This is a genomic window from Aestuariivirga sp., from assembly GCF_046093005.1.
In the GTDB taxonomy this organism is placed as follows: Bacteria; Pseudomonadota; Alphaproteobacteria; order Rhizobiales; family Aestuariivirgaceae; genus Aestuariivirga.
The window spans coordinates 1-16,311 of the sequence record NZ_JBJTER010000128.1 but is presented as its reverse complement, the minus strand read 5'-3'; the positions used below and the strand labels follow the sequence as shown (position 1 = coordinate 16,311).

The following is a 16,311-nucleotide window of genomic DNA, read 5'->3' as shown; positions in this document are numbered from 1 at the left end:
GATAATCCGTTCTGGGTGCTGCGATATTATGACTCGCAAAATCTGCTGTGTCTGCCGGACAGTGGGGGCATCTGGGGGGTGGGAATACTCGATACCCTTGATTTCCTGATGGGCCATCTGGCCTATGACCTCGCCTCGATGCTGCAGGATGCGCGGGTCGACATCGACTTTGGCTTCGCCGATTCGCTGTTCGGGCATTATTGCGCGCTCAGGGCCCAGGATGCCGCGTTCGACCGCCCGTCCTTCGGCCTCGCCTATGCGATTCTCGGCGCCCAGCGGGCCACCAAGATTCTCGGCATCTTTGCAAGACTCTCGAAGCGGGACGGCAAGCACGGCTACCTGCGCCACATTCCGCGGGTCTCGCGTTATCTTGAGCGCAACCTGCAGCACCCCAGGCTCGCCGCCCTCAAACACTGGTTCGACCGGCATCTGCCGCCGGAGAAACGCGAGCGGCCGTGATGGCAATTCCCGGCGACCGCGCCATGGTGCTGGCGGCGGGCTACGGCCAGCGCATGCGGCCCCTGACCCTGACGCGGCCCAAGCCGCTCGTCGAGGTGGCGGGCAAGCCGCTGATCGGTTACGGCTTCGACCGGCTGCGCGCGGCGGGCGTTTCCACCGCGGTGGTGAATGTCCACTATCTGGCTGGCCAGATCGAGGCCTGGGCGGCGATGCAGGCCTCGCCACGCATCGTGATCTCGGACGAGCGGGCCGTGCTTCTCGATACCGGCGGCGGCATCGCCAGGGCGCTGCCGTTGCTGGGCGAAGCGCCGTTCTTTGTCATCAACAGCGACAGCTACTGGCTGGAGGAGGGCGCGCCCGCGCTCGCCCGCCTGCGCCACGCGTGGGACGATACGCGCATGGATTGCCTGTTGCTGCTCTCGCCGCTGGCCCGAACCGTCGGCTATGACGGCGCCGGCGACTTCGTGTTGGGCGCCGATGGCCGGCTCGTCCGGCGCGCCGCTTCATCAGGCGCGCCGCTCGCCTATGCCGGCGGCTATCTGGTGGCGCCGCGGCTGTTCGAGGGCGCTCCCGCCGGCAAATTCTCGATGAACCTGCTGTGGGACCGCGCCATCGCCACGGGCCGCCTGTTCGGGCTTGAACACGCGGGGCGCTGGCTGCATGTCGGCGAGCCGGCATCGATCGCGCTTGCCGAACAGGCGCTCAGGGCCTGAGCCATGAGCGCCGCCCCGCCGCGCCTCTATTCCATAGCGCCGGACAAGCCGTTCCTGGAGATCCTGGCGCGCGCCGTGCTGCAAGGCTTTCCGTGTACGGATGAAAAGCCGCCGGGTCCGCTCGATCTGGCGCGCTGGACGATCCTGCTTCCCACCCGCCGCGCGGTGCGCGAGCTGGAGGACACTTTCCTCCGCCTCGCGGGCGGGGCCGGCACGCTGCTTCCGCGCATCAGGCCGCTGGGCGACATCGACGAAGACCTGCTGGCGCCGCTTCATCCACAGGACGAGCTCGGCAAACCGGTGAGCCTGCCGGGCCAGCTGCTGCTGCTGATCGATCTGATCGACGAATGGGCCAGCGCCTATCCGGCCACGCCGCTTGCCCGCGAGATTGCCGCCGCGCCACAGCTGGCCACTGGCCTCGCCATGTCGCTTGCCGAGTTTCTCGATACGGTGGAAACCGAGGACATCGAGGTGGCGAAGATCGCGGCACTCTATGAGCTCGAGACGGCGCGCCACCGCGAGGCGATCCTGGAATTCCTCGGCATCGTGCGGGAAGGCTACCCGCGGCGGCTCCTTGCCGCCAATGCGCTGGGCCCCCAGGCGCGGCGCGCCGCCATCCTGCGCCGCGAGGCGCGGCGGCTGGAATTCATGCGCAGCGACAGGCCGTTCATCGCCGCCGGATCGACCGGCACCATCCCGGCCACCTGCGCGCTGCTCAAGGCGATCGCCGGGCTTGCCAATGGCGCCGTGGTGTTGCCAGGCCTCGACCGGATGATGGACGACGAGAGCTGGGCGGAGGTCGGCCCCACCCATCCGCAGCATGCGATGAAGCAGCTGCTGGCGCGGCTTGGCGCCAGCCGCGATCTTGTGGCGGATCTGGGACCGGACGCGGCACCCGGCCCGCGCGCCTGGCTGGCCAGCGAACTGATGCGCCCGGCCGGCACCGCCGAGAAATGGCATGGCGCGCTGGCAGGCAAGGCATCAGAGGTGACGCAAGCCATGCAGGGCGTCGAACTGGTCGAGACGCGGAGCATCGAGGAGCAGGCGGTGGCGGCGGCGCTGATCCTGCGCCAGTGCCTGGAAACGCCGGGCCGCAGCGGCTGCCTCGTCACCCCGGACCGCCAGCTGGCCCGCCGCGTCAAGGCGGAACTGCGCCGCTGGAACATCGACATCAATGACTCGGCGGGCGAACCGCTGATCCGGTTCGGCGGCGCGGCGCTGCTCAACCTGCTGATCGAAGCGCTGCTTGGCAATTTCGCGGCGCTGCCGCTGGCCGCCCTGCTGCGCCATGAGCTTGCCGGTTTCGGCTCTGCGGCCGATGACGCCCGCCGCCATGTGAGCCTGATCGAACTCGCCGTGCTGCGCAGCGGCGGCGGCGCGCCGGAGATCGGCAGGCTCGCCCATGCCATGCGCCTTGCCGAAAGGCCCGAGGATGGCCGCCTGCCGCATCTGCTGCTGCACGGCGTCAGCCCCGCCGCATGGGAGGAGGCCATCGCCCATTGCCAGCGCATCACCGCGGTGCTGGCGCCGCTGACGGCCAGCCCGCCCACGACTCTCGCCGGCCATCTGGCGCGGCTCACCACGGCCTGCGAGGCGATGGCGGGCGACGACTTCCGGCGCGGCGAGGGCGGCGAGGAGCTTGAAGCGGCCCTCGACCTGCTTCGCCAGGAATCGCACTGGCTCGGCGCCTGCGACCTGCCGCGCGCCGCCGGCATCATCCGGCACTTGCTCCACAGCCTGCCGGTGCGCCCGAGGCGGCAACCGCCATCCGACCTGCGCATCCTGGGGCTTCTCGAAGCCCGGCTGATGCGCGCCGACGTCACCGTGCTGGCCGGGCTCAACGAGGGAACCTGGCCCGGCGCGGTCGACAGCGGGCCGTGGATCAACCGCCCGATGCGCGATAGCCTCGCCATGAAGCAGCCGGAGGCGCAGATCGGCCAGACCGCGCATGATTTCGTGCAGGCCTTCGGCAATGGCGACGTCAAGCTGTTGTGGTCTCGGCGCATGGGCGACTCACCGGGAACGCCGTCGCGCTGGATCCTCCGTCTGCGGACGATCCTCAAGGCGGCGGGCCATGAGCCGCCCGCGGGGCCAGGCTGCTGGACCCGCTGGGCGCGGGCACTGGTGACACCCGCCGCCGTCCGCCCGAACCCGAAGCCGAAGCCCGCGCCGCCCGTGGCGCTGAGGCCCCGGGCGCTGAGCGTCACCCGCATCGAAACGCTGATCCGCGACCCCTATGCCATCTACGCCCGCTATGTGTTGCTGCTCGAGCCGGTGAAGCCGGTGTCGGCCGCACCCGATCCGGCGCGGCGCGGCATCATCATCCATGGGGCTATCGGCGATTTTCTCACGAACCACGCCACCAGCCTGCCGGCTGACGTCTTCGCCGCGCTGGAACAGGCCGGCGCCCGCCGCTTCGAACAGATCGCCGACTATCCCGGCCTCGTCAGTTTCTGGTGGCCGCGGTTCCGCCGCGCCGCGCGCTGGCTCGCCGATCATGAGCCGCAGTTCCGCCATGGCGCCGAACGCACCGTCGCCGAATGCCCCGGCGCGATTGAACTCAACGTCGCCGGCGAGCCATTCCGGCTCAGTTGCCGCGCCGACCGCATCGATCTGCTGGCGGATGGCGCGGCGCGCATCATCGATTATAAAACCGGTAAGGTGCCGTCCCCGCCCCAGGTCCAGAAAGGCATGGCGCCGCAGCTCACGCTGCAGGCCGCCATTCTGGCGCAAGGCGGTTTCGCCGGAATCAAGGCGCGCGAAACATCGGACATCGTCTATGTGCACCTGACCGGCGGCGATCCGCCGGGCGAAATCGAAGATGTCGAGGTCAAGGTCATGGCGCTGGCCAGGGATCATCTCGCCGGGCTCGAACGCCTGCTCACCGCCTATGCCGATCCGCGTCAGCCCTATCTGCCGCGCACCATGATGGAAAAGGACGACGACGCCGGCGGCTATGACCATCTCTCACGCTTCCAGGAATGGACACTCTCGGGAGACTTGCCGTGAGCGGCCACCCCGCCGCCAGCCAGGCGCAGCTGCGCGCGTCAGACCCCGCGGTCACCGCCTGGGTCAACGCCAATGCGGGCTCGGGCAAGACCCATGTGCTGGTTGACCGCGTGGTGCGGCTGCTGCTGGGCGGCAGCGATCCCGCCCGCATCATGTGCCTGACCTTCACCAAGGCGGCGGCGGCCGAAATGGCCAACCGCCTGTTCGAGCGCCTCGGCAAGTGGGTGGCGCTCGATGACCGGCCACTGCGCGCCGAACTGGCGAATCTGGGCTGCCCCGATGCCGGCGATGCGCTGCTGGCCAGGGCCCGGCAATTGTTCACCCGGGCGCTGGAGACGCCGGGCGGGCTCAAGATCCAGACCATCCACGCCTTCTGTGAACGCGTGCTGCAGCTGTTTCCGGTGGAGGCGGGTGTCGTGCCGCATTTCGCCATGCTCGATGACCGCGAGACCGCCAAGCTGCTGGCCGAGGCGCGCGATGTTGTTCTGGCCGAGGCGCGGGCCGCCGACGCGGGCGCGCTGGGCGCGGCGCTCGCCGATGTGGTGAGCCGCGTCGATGCCCCGGCTTTCGACCAGCTTCTGTCACAGCTGCTGGCGAAGCGCGCCAGCCTCGGCGCGCTCTTCGAACCGGACGGCGGCCTCGCCCAGGCGGAGAGCCGCCTGCGCGGGTTGTTGTCGCTGGAGCAAGGGCTGACGCGCGACGTGATCGAGCGGAGCCTCGCCTGCGATGCCGACAGCTATCTGAGACTGGCCGCGGCGCTCGATACCGGCACCAAGTCCGAGCAGAAGCGCGCGCAGAGCATCCGCCGCATCTGCCAGACGGCGTCGCTCACACTGCTGGACCTGCGGCCGCTCCTGCTCACCAAGGAACGCGAGCCGCGCAAGAGCATCGCCAACAAGAACACGATGGAGAAGAATGGCTGGATCGAGGATTTCTTCAGGGCGGAACAGGCGCGCCTGCAAAACGGAATGGGCCTCATCGGCGATCTCGATTGCCTTGGCGCAACACTGTCGCTGCTCAGGCTCGGCAGCGCCATGGCGGCGCGTTTTGAACAGGCGAAGAAAACCCGCGGCGCCTATGACTTCGACGATCTCATCGCCAAGACCAGCGGCTTGCTGCGCGACAAGCCGGATGCCGCCTGGGTGCTCTACAAGCTCGACGGCGGCATCGAGCATCTGCTGATCGACGAGGCGCAGGACACGAGCCCGGCGCAATGGCAGATCATCCGTGCCCTGACGGATGAGTTCTTTGCCGGCGAAGGCCGCCACCGCGGCAAGCCCCGCACCCTGTTCGTGGTCGGCGACCGCAAACAGTCGATCTATTCCTTCCAGGGTGCCGATCCCAAGGTGTTCGAAACCGTGCTGGGCGAGGTCGGCCGTCAGGTCAAGGGCGCTGGCCAGGAATTCCGGCCGGTCGATCTCAGCGTGTCGTTCCGCTCCGCGCCAGCGGTGCTTGAGGCCGTCGACGCCGTGTTCGCCCCGGGATCGGCGGCGCGGCGCGATGCCGATGGCGGCGTTGACCGCGACTGGCATCACGAGCCGAACCGGCGTGGCGTTCCGGGGGTTGTCGAAATCTGGGCGTTGGAGCTTCCGGGCGACAAGGACGAGGAGTTGCCCTGGCAGGCGCCGGTGGACCGCGAGCCGGCGCATGCGCCCCGCCGCCGGCTGGCGAAAAAGCTGGCCCGGACCATCAAGGGCTGGATCGGCCGCCGCCGCCTTCAGGCCCGCGGCCGCGCCGTGGCGGCGGGCGATATCCTGATCCTGGTGCGTCAGCGCAACGGCTTCTTCGACGCCATGATCCGTGCCTTGTGGAATGAAGGCGTGCCAGTGGCCGGCGCCGACCGGCTGAAGCTCGGCGAGAATATCGCGGTGCTCGACCTGATGGCGCTGGCGCAATTCGCCATCATGCCGGAAGACGATCATGCGCTGGCCGCGATCCTGAAAAGCCCGCTGCTGGCCAGCCCCCTGAGCGAGGACCAGCTTCTTCACATCGCCGCGAACCGGCTGCCCGGCACGCTGTGGCGGCGGCTGGCACAGGAGCAGGGCGAACCCTTCGCCGCCGCCGCGGCCTTGCTCCGCCCGCTGATGGCCGCGGCGGCGCGGGCCCGGCCTTTCGAGTTCTTTGCCGGGGTTCTTTCACACGCGCGCATGCGGTTTCTCGAGCGGCTCGGCAGCGAAGCCAATGACGCCATCGATGCGCTGCTCGGCCGCGCGCTCGATTATGAGGAACAGAACGGCACCTCGCTCGCCGGTTTCGTCAACTGGTTCCAGGCCGAGGAGATCGAGATCAAGCGCAACATGGAGCCGGACTCGGGCCAGGTACGGGTGATGACAGTGCATGGCGCCAAGGGCCTCGAAGCGCCGATCGTCATCCTGCCCGACACCACCAGCGTGCCGGACTCGCGCAAGAGCAACCCGCTGCTGATGCTGGACAGCGGCGCCGCCGGCCATGCCAAGGTGCCGCTGTGGGTGGTGCCGAAGCTTGAGGCCGGGCATAGCGTCATGCCGCTGAAGGAGGAGCAGAAGGCGGCAAGCCTCGCGGAGTACCGCCGCCTGCTCTATGTGGCCATGACGCGCGCCGAGGATGAGCTCTATATCTGTGGCTATGCCGGAAAGACCAAGCCAGTCGAGACCTGCTGGTACAACACGGTCGCCGCCGCGCTGCAAAGCAAGATGATCCCGCTTGAAGATGGCACTGGCTGGCGGCTCGGCGCGGCGCCGGCGCTGGAACCGGCATCAGAAAATCCATCCGCGGCAGCGGCGGCCGCCTTGCCGGAATGGATCAACCGCCCCGCGGCGGCTGGCCCCGCCTCCCCCGCCACGGAACCGCCAGAGCCGCCCCGCGACGCAGCGGCGGTGGCGCGCGGCATTCTCATCCACCGCATCCTCGAGAACCTGCCCGATCGGCCGGAAGCGGAGCGCGCCGCCTCTATCGCCGCGGCCGTCAAGCGCGGCGGCGCCGATCCGGGGCTCGCCCGGCAGATCGAGGCGCTGATCGCCGAGCCGCTGCTCGCCCAAATCCTCTCCGCCGAGGGCCATTCGGAAGCCACCCTGATCGCCGAGACGCCGGATGGCGGTATCGAGCGCCGCCGCCTCGACCGGCTGGTGGTGACGCCGGAGGCCATTCTGGTTGCCGATTACAAGACCGACCGCCAGCCGCCGGACACGCCCGAAGCCTGCAACCCTGACTATCTGATGCAGCTGGCGATCTACCGCGATGCCCTGCGCCTGGCTGGGCCTGGCAAGCCCTTGCGCTTCTGCATCGTCTGGACGGAGGCCCCCCGGGTCATGGCGATCCCCGACCCGCTCCTGGACCGCATGGCCGCCCTGCGCCAGCCCCGGCCTTGACCCTGCCGGGAGCCGCTCCTACCTTGCGGCCATCGCAACGGCGAATCCCGCCCCAGCCCCGAAGAGGTTTCCATGGCCACGCACAAGGTGTCCGACGCGTCCTTCGACAAGGACGTCCTGCAATCCGATACGCCCGTCGTCGTCGATTTCTGGGCGGAATGGTGCGGACCCTGCAAGATGATCGCCCCGGCGCTGGAAGAGATCGCCGCCAGCCTCGGCCCCAAGGCCAAGATCGTCAAGATCAACCTCGACGATAACCCGTCGACGCCGTCCCGCTACGGGGTGCGCGGCATCCCAACCCTGATGGTGTTCAAGGCCGGCCAGGTGGCGGCGACCAAAGTCGGCGCCGCGCCCAAGAACCAGCTTCAGGCCTGGATCGAACAGTCGATCTGATTTCTGCCGTGCCGGCTGACAGCGCCGCGGCCGCCAGCGGGCGGATGCGCGACATTTCCGCGAGCTTGCCGCGCCGGCTGAAGGCTGGCGCGGGGCTGCTGTTGCGGCTGCTGCTGGTCTATGTGCTGCTGCTGGCGGTGCATGCCTGGCTCGGCAACTGGACACCGGCGTATCTGGAAGGCCGCAGCCTATGGCACTTCTGGTTCTCGCGCATGCTGGTGCCGATGGCCATGCTGGGGCTGTTCGCCGCCGCGGCGCGCCTCATCCCGGCTGGCGCCATGCTGGGCGCGGCCTTGCTGTTCTTCGGCACCCTGTCGGCGATCAAGCGCGAGGCCACCGGTGAGCCCTTCCAGGTCAGCGATCTGTTCCTGACCGGCCAGTCCATGCATCTCCTGCATTACGTCGCGTGGCATCACTGGCTGATCGGCGCGGCAATAATCCCCGCCGGGATATTCTATTTCCGGAACCTGCGGCTGCGCTGGTGGAGCATCCCCATGGCGGCTCTTTTCCTCATTCTGTTGTCGAGCTACCGCAGCGAAGCAGTGGCGAAATGGATTCACGACAATTCCTGGTGGATCGGCGTCGAGAACCTCACCTTCAGCCAGGCCGAAAGCGAGCGCATGAACGGCTTCGGCACGCACCTTTACTTTTCGACGGCCGGCTTGCGCCTCAAGACCTACAGCGAAGCCGAGGTGCGCCAGGCGCTCGACGCGCTCAACGCGCCGCCACCCGCCACTGCCGCCATGGGGCCGCCACCCGACATCTATCTGGTACTCGGCGAAGCCTGGTGGCGCGACCCCGCCGACCAGAATTCGCCGCTCAATCAGCTGGCGGCCGCCGGCTTTGCGGAGACGTCCGTCGTCTCGCCCGTTTATGGCGGGACCACGCCCAATGTGGAGTTCGAGGCGCTGACCGGCATTCCGGTCAGGAGCTTCCGCGGCGGCATCATTCCCTATCAGCACTATGTGCAATACTTCACCGACAAGGCGCGCAGCCTGCCGCGGCTTCTGACGGAGAATGGTTATACGGCGAGCGCCTATCATAACTTCACCCGCCGCTTCTGGCTGCGCGATCAGGTCTACCCGAGGCTGGGCTTCGGCAGTTTCGCCAGCATGGAAGAGATGACGCTGGTGATCCAGGCCAATGACTGGCCAACCGACGAAGGCCTCTACCGATTCGTGCGCGACAAGGCTGATGACGGCAAGCCGCAGTTTCATTTCATCGTCACCGTCGAGACGCACGGACCCTATGCGAAGACCGAAAATGATGCTGAAGGCCACCCCGGTGTGCATGACTATCGCACGCGGCTTGGCAATGCGGTCGAATCGCTGGCCCGCTTCAAGCGCGCGCTGGACGCCAGGGGCCGGCCTTATGTGCTGGTGGCGTTTGGCGATCATCTTCCCGGCCTCAGGCTGCACCAGTGGAAGAACGGCATGAAATCAGAGGCTGACCCACGGCTTCACCAGGTGCCGTTGCTGGTGGCAGGCAACACCAGAGCGCCCGCATCGCTGGCGCGGGCCATGGAAGGCAGGCCACTCTATTGCCTGCCGCCGCTGCTGCTCGCCTGGGCCGGAAAGCCAGCCCAGGACCGCTACCTCAGCTATCTCGGCAAGACTTGCCGTGATGAAGTTTCACCCGCCGTGCAGCCCGCGGAAGCGGTGATCCAGAATCAGCTGTTTTCAGCCGCGCCGCTGTAGCGCCGCGAGTTCCCCGGTATTGGCCTCAGCCGCGGGAAAGCCCCGCGGCGGCGAGCTTGCCGAGATAGGCCTGCCAGATCTGTTCCCGCTCGCGGCCAAGCTTGAGCAGATAGGGCCAGGTATAAAGCCCCGAGCTGTGGCCGTCGTCGAACACGATGCGCACCGCATAGGTGCCGACCGGCTCGAGCTTGCGGATCCTGACGGTGCGCTTGCCCCACACCAGCTGCTCCTGGCCGGGCCCATGACCCTTCACCTCGGCGCTGGGGCTTTCGGCGCGGAGATACTCGGCGGCAAGCGCGAAGGCCTCGCCCGAATCGAAATTCACATGGAGCTCGGAGCCCGCCGCGGCCAGGCGCAGTTCCTCCGGCCACGGATCATTCACGGCCAAGCTCGCGCGCTTCCTCGGGCAGCATGATCGGAATGCCTTCCCGGATCGGATAGGCAAGTCCGGCGGCGCGCGAGATCAGTTCCTGGCGCTCAGCGTCATATTGCAGCCTCGTCTTGGTGAGCGGGCAGACCAGCAGTTCGAGCAGCCGGGGATCGGTGCGGATATCGGCCATCGGAGCCAGGCCCTACTGCAGCCGCGGCTTGCCGCTTTTCGCCATCCGGCTCAGCGCCACTTCGGTGAGCGCCACCAGCACGTCGGCCCTGGTCTTGAGATCGGGCGCTTCGAGCAGGGCCTGCTTCTCCTGCGGCGGATAGGGTGCGAGCTGCGAGAGGGTGTTGACCAGAACCTCGGTGGGCGCCGAATCGACCTGGCTCCAGTCGGCGCTCATCTGGTTGGCTTCCAGATAGTCGCGGAACACCTTGAGCAGCGCCGGGCGGTTGACATTGGCCGACCCCGTTCCGGACGCCAGATCGGCGGCGAAGGGATGGCAGGAGACGATCGCCTGCCGGTAGGGGGTGATCGCGTCCAGTTCCTGGACGACCTCGAACCGGCTGACCCCGGTGAGGGTGATCATCATGCGGCCATCCGGCGTTTCGGCATAGGAGGTGATGCGGCCGAGGCAGCCCACCTTCATCAGCGCCGGAAGCCCGGCGGCCTCGTCACCCGCCGCCGGCTGGATCATGCCGATGATCCGGCTGCCCGACATCGCGTCATCAACCATCGCCAGATAGCGCGGCTCGAAAATGTTGAGCGGCAGGTCCGAGCGCGGAAGCAGCAAGGCCCCCGCCAGCGGAAACAGCGGGATCTGCCGCGGCAGATCCTCCGGGCGGCGGTAGCGGCCGATGAAACCCATGTCGGCGCGCTCCGTCACGAGAACAGCACCGAGGAGAGCTTGCGCCGGCCCGCGATGGTGAACTCGTCCTTGGGGCCCCAGGCCTCGAAGAACTTGACCAGCTGCTTGCGCGCCGCCTCGTCGTTCCAGCCGCGCACCTTGCGGATCACGTAAATGAGCTGGTCGGTGGCCTCGGCGCGCGCGCCGGCGCCGTTGAGCAGCACGGCGAGATCGAGCCTGGCCTGGAAATCATCGGGATTGCGGGCGATCTCGGCCTCAAGCTTGCCGATTTCGGACACATCCACCGGGTTGAGCGCCAGGTCGAGCGCTGCCGTGGCGCTCAGCACCTCGGGATCATTCGCCTTGGCGGGCGGAACGAGAGCGAGGGTGGCCTTGGCGTTTTCAAGATCGCCCGCCGCGATCTGGCATCGGGCAAGCCCGGCAATGGCGCCGGGGTTCTCACGGTCGGCCTGGATCACCTGAGCGAAAATCTGCGCGGCGGACTGGTAGTCCTGCTGGTCCAGCGCGGCGCGCGCCTCGGCGAGTGCGGCTTCGATCTCTTCGGCCATGCTGCCCTGGCCGCCGAGCCGGTCCACGAATTGCTTCAGCTGGCTCTCCGGCAGCGCGCCCATGAAGCCGTCAACCGGCTGGCCGTTGACGAAGGCATAGACCGCCGGAATGGACTGGATGCGCATCTGCGCGGCGAGCTGCTGGTTCTCGTCGACGTTGATCTTCACCATGCGGACCTTGCCATTGGCCTGCCGCACCACTTTCTCAAGCGCCGGGCCCAGCTGTTTGCACGGCCCGCACCACGGCGCCCAGAAATCCACGATGACCGGCGTCTGGCGCGAGGCCTCGATCACATCGCGCATGAAGTTCTGGGTGTTGGAATCCTTGATCAGGTCGCCGGCCGGAGCCTGGGCGGAGGGGGCCGACTGGCCGCCGATTATGGAATTCATGGCAGGTTACCTCTTTCAACCTCAATAAATGGGGCAAATGCGGCCGTGTTTCAATGCGGCCGCTTTTCCGGGCCCGGCTGACGGGATCAGGCCACCGCCACGACCGCCGGCTGGTGGCCGCAAGCGCGGATGAAGGCCAGCAGATCGGCTGACCGGATGGTGGTTGTCGCGGTGTTCTCCAGCGGGTGGTAGTTGAGGCGTTCATGGGCCATCATGGCGGCGTCGAGCACCACATTCACCCGCTTTTCGGTGTCGTTGATGAGGCCAAAAGGGGTCACCGAGCCGGGCTCGACGCCCAGCACCTCCCGCAACAGCTCCGGTTTGCCAAAGGACAGCCGCCGCGAGCCGATCCGGGCCGGCGCCGCCTTGAGGTCGATCTGCGCCTCCTCCAGGCAGACGATCAGCCAGATATTGCCCTTATCGTCCTTGAGGAACAGGTTCTTGCAGTGCCCGCCGGGGATTTCGCCACGCAGCGCCTGTGCCTCCTCAACCGTATAGACCGGGGCATGGTCCCGGGTTTCGGTGACGATGCCGAGGGCCTTGAAGCGGGCAAATAAATCCTCACGGGTAGCGGGCATGGCAGCTGGAAATCCTGCGGAACTGGCGGCTTGACGATGTTCTTGCATTTGCCGGTGAGTTAGGCAATAACGCCGTCACCCTCCGGCCTCCGCCGGAAAGGCTCATGGAAGCGGGCGTAGCTCAGGGGTAGAGCATAACCTTGCCAAGGTTAGGGTCGCGCGTTCGATTCGCGTCGCCCGCTCCAGTTTCTCGTTGAAATTCAGTTATTTAGAAGTTTTGGCGAGAGTGCGGACCATACGTCTGCGTCGTTTGTCGCCACCATGTCGCCACCACGAAACCGCGGACATCCCTCCAATATCCAGGTGAATCGTAGGCTCACCTCGGCCATTCTCCCCGCCGGATACAAGGCTGGCGACAGACCGTCCCCAAGAACCACGGCTCGGAATTGAGGTCGGGTCCACGTGGAGTAGAGAGCGCCCCCGGAACCTCTCCAGACGAAGAACCAGAAGGCGCGGGGTCCACACTCGGCCACGTGTTCCTTCAATGCGCCAAATGGCTCACTTTCGCGTGCATGCCGGCTTGGCATCTACGTGGTGGGAAAACGGCATGTACTCTTCGTGACCGCTCGTGGCGGGCGCCAGATCACATGCATCATTGTGTCCGGCATCAGGCACGGAGCAGAGGAGCGCGGTGGTGCGTCAGGCGGCTTCGGCCAGCATGCCGAAGTGGTGGACCCATCCGGTCAGGTAGGGGAGGCCGCGCGGGATGCCTGTCTCGCGCTGGATGCTGCGCCCGATCCTCCAGCCGTTCCAGATTCGGCCGGTGTTCCGGATCGTATCCTCCAGGCTCTGACCCTTTCCGCTGAACTCGCAGACGCTGTCCGCGAAGCGGCGGCGGTCGAGGAAGTCGCGGATCCCTTCGGGCTCGCCGTCTGTTGCCCTGGCGATGGCCATGAACGCCGTGTCCCAGGCATCGGGCAAGGCCGCACCGGTCGGGCCGCATCGTTCCGGTGAAGCCCCACGCTTCGTTGCGGGTCGGGAAGATCATGGTTATCCGTGTCTCCTGTTCTGCGGCGGGCGTGCCGTTTGCGGTGAGCTCATAAGCGCTCTACTTTGCTGACATATCAGGCGGGAAGACAGGCAGTTTCGCTGCTTTCTGGAGGAATGATGCGTCAATTCCAGCGCATGACGGCCGCCGAACACCTTGCAGAACTCGGCCGCATCCTCGCGGCTGGGCTCGTCCGCATGAAGGCGACGAAGTCCAGCCCTTTATCTGCTGACCGTTCAGAAGGTTCAGTCGACTTAATCTGGCGTGAAGAGCAGTCATGCAACCCGCAACTCACAAGGAGGCATGACACGATGAGCGATCAAGTCTTGGCGCGGCTCGCCACGCTGAAGACCACCCCGACGCCAAAACTCAAGGAGCAATGGCGGCAATTGTTCGAGGGAGAGCCGCCGCCCTTCAACCGGCGCTACCTCGAAAGCAAGCTGGCCTACGGCGGCCTGAAGCCAGAGACGGTGCGGCGGCTAGAAAAGCTTGGCGAGGAACTGGACGGCGGCAGCAAGGCGAAGCGGCAGACGCGCGCTGATACGCGGCCCATCTCCGGGACGCGTCTGATCCGCGATTATCAGGGCGTCGAGCACTGCGTCACGGTGCGGGATGATGACTTCGAATATCAGGGCCGACCCTACAAGTCGCTCTCTGTCATTGCGCGCGCGATCACGGGCATCCAGTGGAACGGTCTCGCCTTCTTCGGACTCAAGTAGGGGAGGCGCGCATGACCAAGCCTGCCGCCCCCTCGGTTGCGCTATGCCATCTACACCCGTAAATCCTCCGAGGAAGGCCTCGAGCAGGAGTTCAACAGCCTCGACGCCCAGCGGGGGGCCTGTGAGGCCTATATCGCCAGCCAGCGCTCCGAGGGTTGGGCACTGGTTCGGGACCAGTATGACGATGGCGGCATATCCGGCGGCACGCTGGACCGCCCTTCTCTACAGCGGCTCCTGTCGGACATCGAAGACGGACTGGTCGACGTGGTCGTGGTCTACAAGATCGACCGACTGTCGCGCTCGCTGATAGACTTCTCCAAGCTGGTGGAAGTCTTCGACCGCAACAACGTAACCTTCGTCAGCGTCCCCCAGAGCTTCAATACCACCACCTCCATGGGGCGCCTCACCCTCAACATCCTCCTGTCCTTTGCCCAGTTCGAGCGGGAGGTCACAGCCGCGTTCTCGCCCACCCACACTCGGAAGGGCGACCGACTCTATCGCTATTACCTCAGCCAGACGGTCTTGAAACATGGAGCCGGCACCTGCCCCGTACCGCGGGTGCCAACCGCAGAAATCGAGCTGGCAGTGATCGACCAGCTGCGAGCCATGTTGTGGGCACCCGAGGTAGTTGTCGCCACATGGAAGGCCGCGCGATTTGAACAGGACGAGGTCAGCGAGGCGGATGTTCGGGACGCCCTCACGACCCTGGATCCGCTCTGGGCGCAACTCTTTCCGATCGAGCAGGCACGTGTCGTCCAGCTGCTGATAGATCGGGTTGAAGTCGGCACCGGCGGTCTGAAAATCCGCTTCCGAGACAGAGGTCTCGCTCAGATGGTGACTGAGGTAGGAACCGTCGCCGCAAAGACCCGGAAGGCGGCAGCATGACGGATCAGACCACCACAGTCGTTGTACCCTTCACCATCCGTAAGCGCGGCGGCCGAAAACTGATCCTGACGCCCTATGGAACGCCAGCATCACCGCCGACACGCTCCAGGCGAGACAGCGCACTGCTGAAGGCGCTGGCGCGCGGCTTCCGGTGGAAGAAGATGCTGCAGGAGGGTAACGACCAAACCCTTGAGGAGATAGCCAACGCCGCGAACATCAAACCGTCGTATGTCAGCCGTCTGCTGCGGATCACACTGCTGGCACCGGAACTCGTAGAGGCGGTCTTGGCGGGCCGTCAGCCCCCTGGCCTTTCAATGGCGAGGGCGATGCAGCCGTTTCCGCTGGAGTGGTCTCAACAATCTGTTGTGGCTTCCAACATGGCTTCGGCTGTTGGAGAGTAGGCTACAGCTTCTAAACCCATCCACCATCCACAACATACTGCTGGTTCGTGCAGGCGGATGCCTCTTCGGAAGCGAGAAACACAGTGAAGCGTGCGATCTCGTCTGGCATGATTTTGCGCTTGAGGCATTGCCTTTCTTCCAGTTCCCGGAGCGCCTGGGGCGTGAGCCAGTTGTCGATTTGCCGCTGGGTCATGATCCAGCCGGGAGCAATCGCGTTGACCCTGATGTTGTATGGGCCATAGTCACGCGCAAGGGAGCGCGTCAGGCCAAGCACGGCTGCCTTTGAAGTGGTGTAGCCAGCCATGCCGCCATGGCCGATCATCCAGGAGATCGATCCGAAATTGATGATCACCCCCCGGCCTGCTGCCTTCATGTCCGGGAGCACTGCCTGCGCGGCGAAGAACTGGTGCCGGATATTGACGGCAATACGGTCGTCCCAGTATTCGGGCGTCACTTCAGGCGTTTGATGGCGTTCGTCGTTCGCTGCATTGTTGATAAGAATACTGATGGGGCCGAGATCTGCCTTCACGCGCTTGATCGCGCGCCGCAGCGCGTCGATGTCGCGCAGGTCGACGTGCTCGAAGCGCACTGCAGAGCCTTGCGAGGTGAGATCCCGGACAAGTGCTTCCGAATGTTCTTTCGCTACGTCGATGAAGGCAACCTTGCATTTCTGGCCGGCGAAGCGCCGTACAATCGATTCGCCGATACCCGAGCCGCCGCCCGTGACGAGTACAGCTTGTCCTTCGAGATCGCTATAAACCGCAGCCACCTGTTTCACTCCCCTGTTCTGTTGATGGACCCTTCATGCCTGGGCCGAGTAGCCGCCATCTACAGGCAGTGCGGCTCCTGTGATGAAGTCGGAAGCGGGGCTGGCGAGGAAGACGGCGGCGCCTGCGATGTCGCCGGGCTGACCCCAGCGGCCAGCTGGTGTGCGGGCGATGAC

16 protein-coding genes, 1 tRNA gene and 1 pseudogene are annotated in these 16,311 nt (G+C 66.2%); 10 read left to right on the top strand and 8 right to left on the bottom strand.

All coding sequences use genetic code 11. The features are described from left to right. The 6 genes and pseudogenes from ACKOED_RS11390 to ACKOED_RS11365 form a co-directional block, all read left to right on the top strand. Positions 1-459: pseudogene (locus ACKOED_RS11390) on the top strand (bifunctional tRNA (adenosine(37)-N6)-threonylcarbamoyltransferase complex ATPase subunit type 1 TsaE/phosphotransferase); the annotation flags it as partial. Further along, positions 459-1,172: a nucleotidyltransferase family protein gene (locus tag ACKOED_RS11385; RefSeq protein WP_408916714.1), complete on the top strand. Its 714-nt coding sequence runs from the start codon at positions 459-461 to the stop codon at positions 1,170-1,172. The pseudogene ACKOED_RS11390 and the gene ACKOED_RS11385, both read left to right, overlap by 1 nt. 3 nt (positions 1,173-1,175) lie before the next feature. After that, a complete protein-coding gene (gene addB, locus ACKOED_RS11380) occupies positions 1,176-4,181 on the top strand; it encodes a double-strand break repair protein AddB (RefSeq protein ID WP_408916710.1) in 3,006 nt (1,001 codons plus the stop codon). Then, entirely contained in the window at positions 4,178-7,528 is a 3,351-nt protein-coding gene (addA, locus tag ACKOED_RS11375) for a double-strand break repair helicase AddA (RefSeq protein ID WP_408916709.1), read from the top strand. The genes addB and addA overlap by 4 nt, the downstream gene beginning before the upstream one ends. A gap of 72 nt (positions 7,529-7,600) precedes the next feature. Next, complete coding sequence (gene trxA / locus ACKOED_RS11370) at positions 7,601-7,921, top strand: thioredoxin (protein ID WP_408916708.1); 321 nt, start codon at positions 7,601-7,603, stop codon at positions 7,919-7,921. Positions 7,922-7,929: 8 nt separating this feature from the next. Then, positions 7,930-9,618, top strand: a complete 1,689-nt coding sequence (locus ACKOED_RS11365) for an LTA synthase family protein (protein ID WP_408916707.1) — start codon at positions 7,930-7,932, stop codon at positions 9,616-9,618. 25 nt (positions 9,619-9,643) lie between these two features. Here ACKOED_RS11365 and ACKOED_RS11360 read toward each other — a convergent pair whose 3' ends face one another. From ACKOED_RS11360 to ACKOED_RS11340, 5 genes are all read right to left on the bottom strand, one after another. Continuing rightward, positions 9,644-10,000 (bottom strand): gamma-butyrobetaine hydroxylase-like domain-containing protein, encoded by a 357-nt coding sequence (locus ACKOED_RS11360; RefSeq protein WP_408916713.1) that lies wholly within the window; start codon positions 9,998-10,000, stop codon positions 9,644-9,646. Beyond that, positions 9,993-10,178: a Trm112 family protein gene (locus ACKOED_RS11355; RefSeq protein WP_408916706.1), complete on the bottom strand. Its 186-nt coding sequence runs from the start codon at positions 10,176-10,178 to the stop codon at positions 9,993-9,995. The genes ACKOED_RS11360 and ACKOED_RS11355 overlap by 8 nt, the downstream gene beginning before the upstream one ends. A 12-nt stretch (positions 10,179-10,190) precedes the next feature. Next, complete coding sequence (locus ACKOED_RS11350; protein ID WP_408916712.1) at positions 10,191-10,859, bottom strand: LON peptidase substrate-binding domain-containing protein; 669 nt, start codon at positions 10,857-10,859, stop codon at positions 10,191-10,193. 14 nt (positions 10,860-10,873) lie between these two features. After that, positions 10,874-11,797 carry a thioredoxin gene (gene trxA / locus ACKOED_RS11345; protein ID WP_408916705.1) on the bottom strand — a complete coding sequence of 308 codons (924 nt, stop codon included), beginning with the start codon at positions 11,795-11,797 and terminating at the stop codon, positions 10,874-10,876. 86 nt (positions 11,798-11,883) lie between these two features. Further along, complete coding sequence (locus tag ACKOED_RS11340; protein WP_408916704.1) at positions 11,884-12,375, bottom strand: prolyl-tRNA synthetase associated domain-containing protein; 492 nt, start codon at positions 12,373-12,375, stop codon at positions 11,884-11,886. Positions 12,376-12,485: 110 nt separating this feature from the next. Between ACKOED_RS11340 and ACKOED_RS11335 the strand changes: the two genes are divergently transcribed. Then, positions 12,486-12,560 (top strand) — tRNA-Gly (locus tag ACKOED_RS11335). A gap of 454 nt (positions 12,561-13,014) precedes the next feature. Here ACKOED_RS11335 and ACKOED_RS11330 read toward each other — a convergent pair. After that, positions 13,015-13,269, bottom strand: coding sequence for a hypothetical protein (locus ACKOED_RS11330; protein ID WP_408916703.1), 255 nt, complete (start codon positions 13,267-13,269; stop codon positions 13,015-13,017). 210 nt (positions 13,270-13,479) lie between these two features. On the opposite strand from ACKOED_RS11330, the gene ACKOED_RS11325 reads away from it, so the two are divergent. Genes ACKOED_RS11325 through ACKOED_RS11315 form a run of 3 tightly spaced genes read left to right on the top strand, consistent with a single transcriptional unit; the run spans position 13,480 to position 15,368 of the window. Continuing rightward, positions 13,480-14,082 (top strand): DUF2924 domain-containing protein, encoded by a 603-nt coding sequence (locus ACKOED_RS11325; protein ID WP_408916702.1) that lies wholly within the window; start codon positions 13,480-13,482, stop codon positions 14,080-14,082. Between the two features lie 36 nt (positions 14,083-14,118). Continuing rightward, positions 14,119-14,967 carry a recombinase family protein gene (locus ACKOED_RS11320; RefSeq protein ID WP_408916701.1) on the top strand — a complete coding sequence of 283 codons (849 nt, stop codon included), beginning with the start codon at positions 14,119-14,121 and terminating at the stop codon, positions 14,965-14,967. Further along, the gene (locus ACKOED_RS11315) at positions 14,964-15,368 is read left to right on the top strand and encodes a hypothetical protein (RefSeq protein ID WP_408916700.1); all 405 of its coding nucleotides are present in this window, start codon (positions 14,964-14,966) and stop codon (positions 15,366-15,368) included. Before ACKOED_RS11320 ends, ACKOED_RS11315 begins: the two co-directional genes overlap by 4 nt. A gap of 10 nt (positions 15,369-15,378) precedes the next feature. Here ACKOED_RS11315 and ACKOED_RS11310 read toward each other — a convergent pair whose 3' ends face one another. Both ACKOED_RS11310 and ACKOED_RS11305 read right to left on the bottom strand, forming a co-directional pair. Beyond that, a complete protein-coding gene (locus tag ACKOED_RS11310; protein WP_408916699.1) occupies positions 15,379-16,137 on the bottom strand; it encodes an SDR family NAD(P)-dependent oxidoreductase in 759 nt (252 codons plus the stop codon). Positions 16,138-16,170: 33 nt separating this feature from the next. Further along, positions 16,171-16,311 (bottom strand): SDR family oxidoreductase (locus ACKOED_RS11305; RefSeq protein ID WP_408916711.1); only part of this gene is annotated, 141 nt, incomplete at its 5' end.

What these genes read in the sequence shown, in the direction of transcription:
- ACKOED_RS11385 (WP_408916714.1), top strand. Translation starts at nt 459, where the DNA reads ATGGCAATTCCCGGCGACCGCGCCATGGTGCTGGCGGCGGGCTACGGC.
- addB (WP_408916710.1), top strand. Translation starts at nt 1,176, where the DNA reads ATGAGCGCCGCCCCGCCGCGCCTCTATTCCATAGCGCCGGACAAGCCG.
- trxA (WP_408916708.1), top strand. Translation starts at nt 7,601, where the DNA reads ATGGCCACGCACAAGGTGTCCGACGCGTCCTTCGACAAGGACGTCCTG.
- ACKOED_RS11355 (WP_408916706.1), bottom strand. Translation starts at nt 10,178, where the DNA reads ATGGCCGATATCCGCACCGATCCCCGGCTGCTCGAACTGCTGGTCTGC.
- ACKOED_RS11350 (WP_408916712.1), bottom strand. Translation starts at nt 10,859, where the DNA reads ATGGGTTTCATCGGCCGCTACCGCCGCCCGGAGGATCTGCCGCGGCAG.
- trxA (WP_408916705.1), bottom strand. Translation starts at nt 11,797, where the DNA reads ATGAATTCCATAATCGGCGGCCAGTCGGCCCCCTCCGCCCAGGCTCCG.
- ACKOED_RS11340 (WP_408916704.1), bottom strand. Translation starts at nt 12,375, where the DNA reads ATGCCCGCTACCCGTGAGGATTTATTTGCCCGCTTCAAGGCCCTCGGC.
- ACKOED_RS11330 (WP_408916703.1), bottom strand. Translation starts at nt 13,269, where the DNA reads ATGGCCATCGCCAGGGCAACAGACGGCGAGCCCGAAGGGATCCGCGAC.
- ACKOED_RS11325 (WP_408916702.1), top strand. Translation starts at nt 13,480, where the DNA reads ATGATGCGTCAATTCCAGCGCATGACGGCCGCCGAACACCTTGCAGAA.
- ACKOED_RS11315 (WP_408916700.1), top strand. Translation starts at nt 14,964, where the DNA reads ATGACGGATCAGACCACCACAGTCGTTGTACCCTTCACCATCCGTAAG.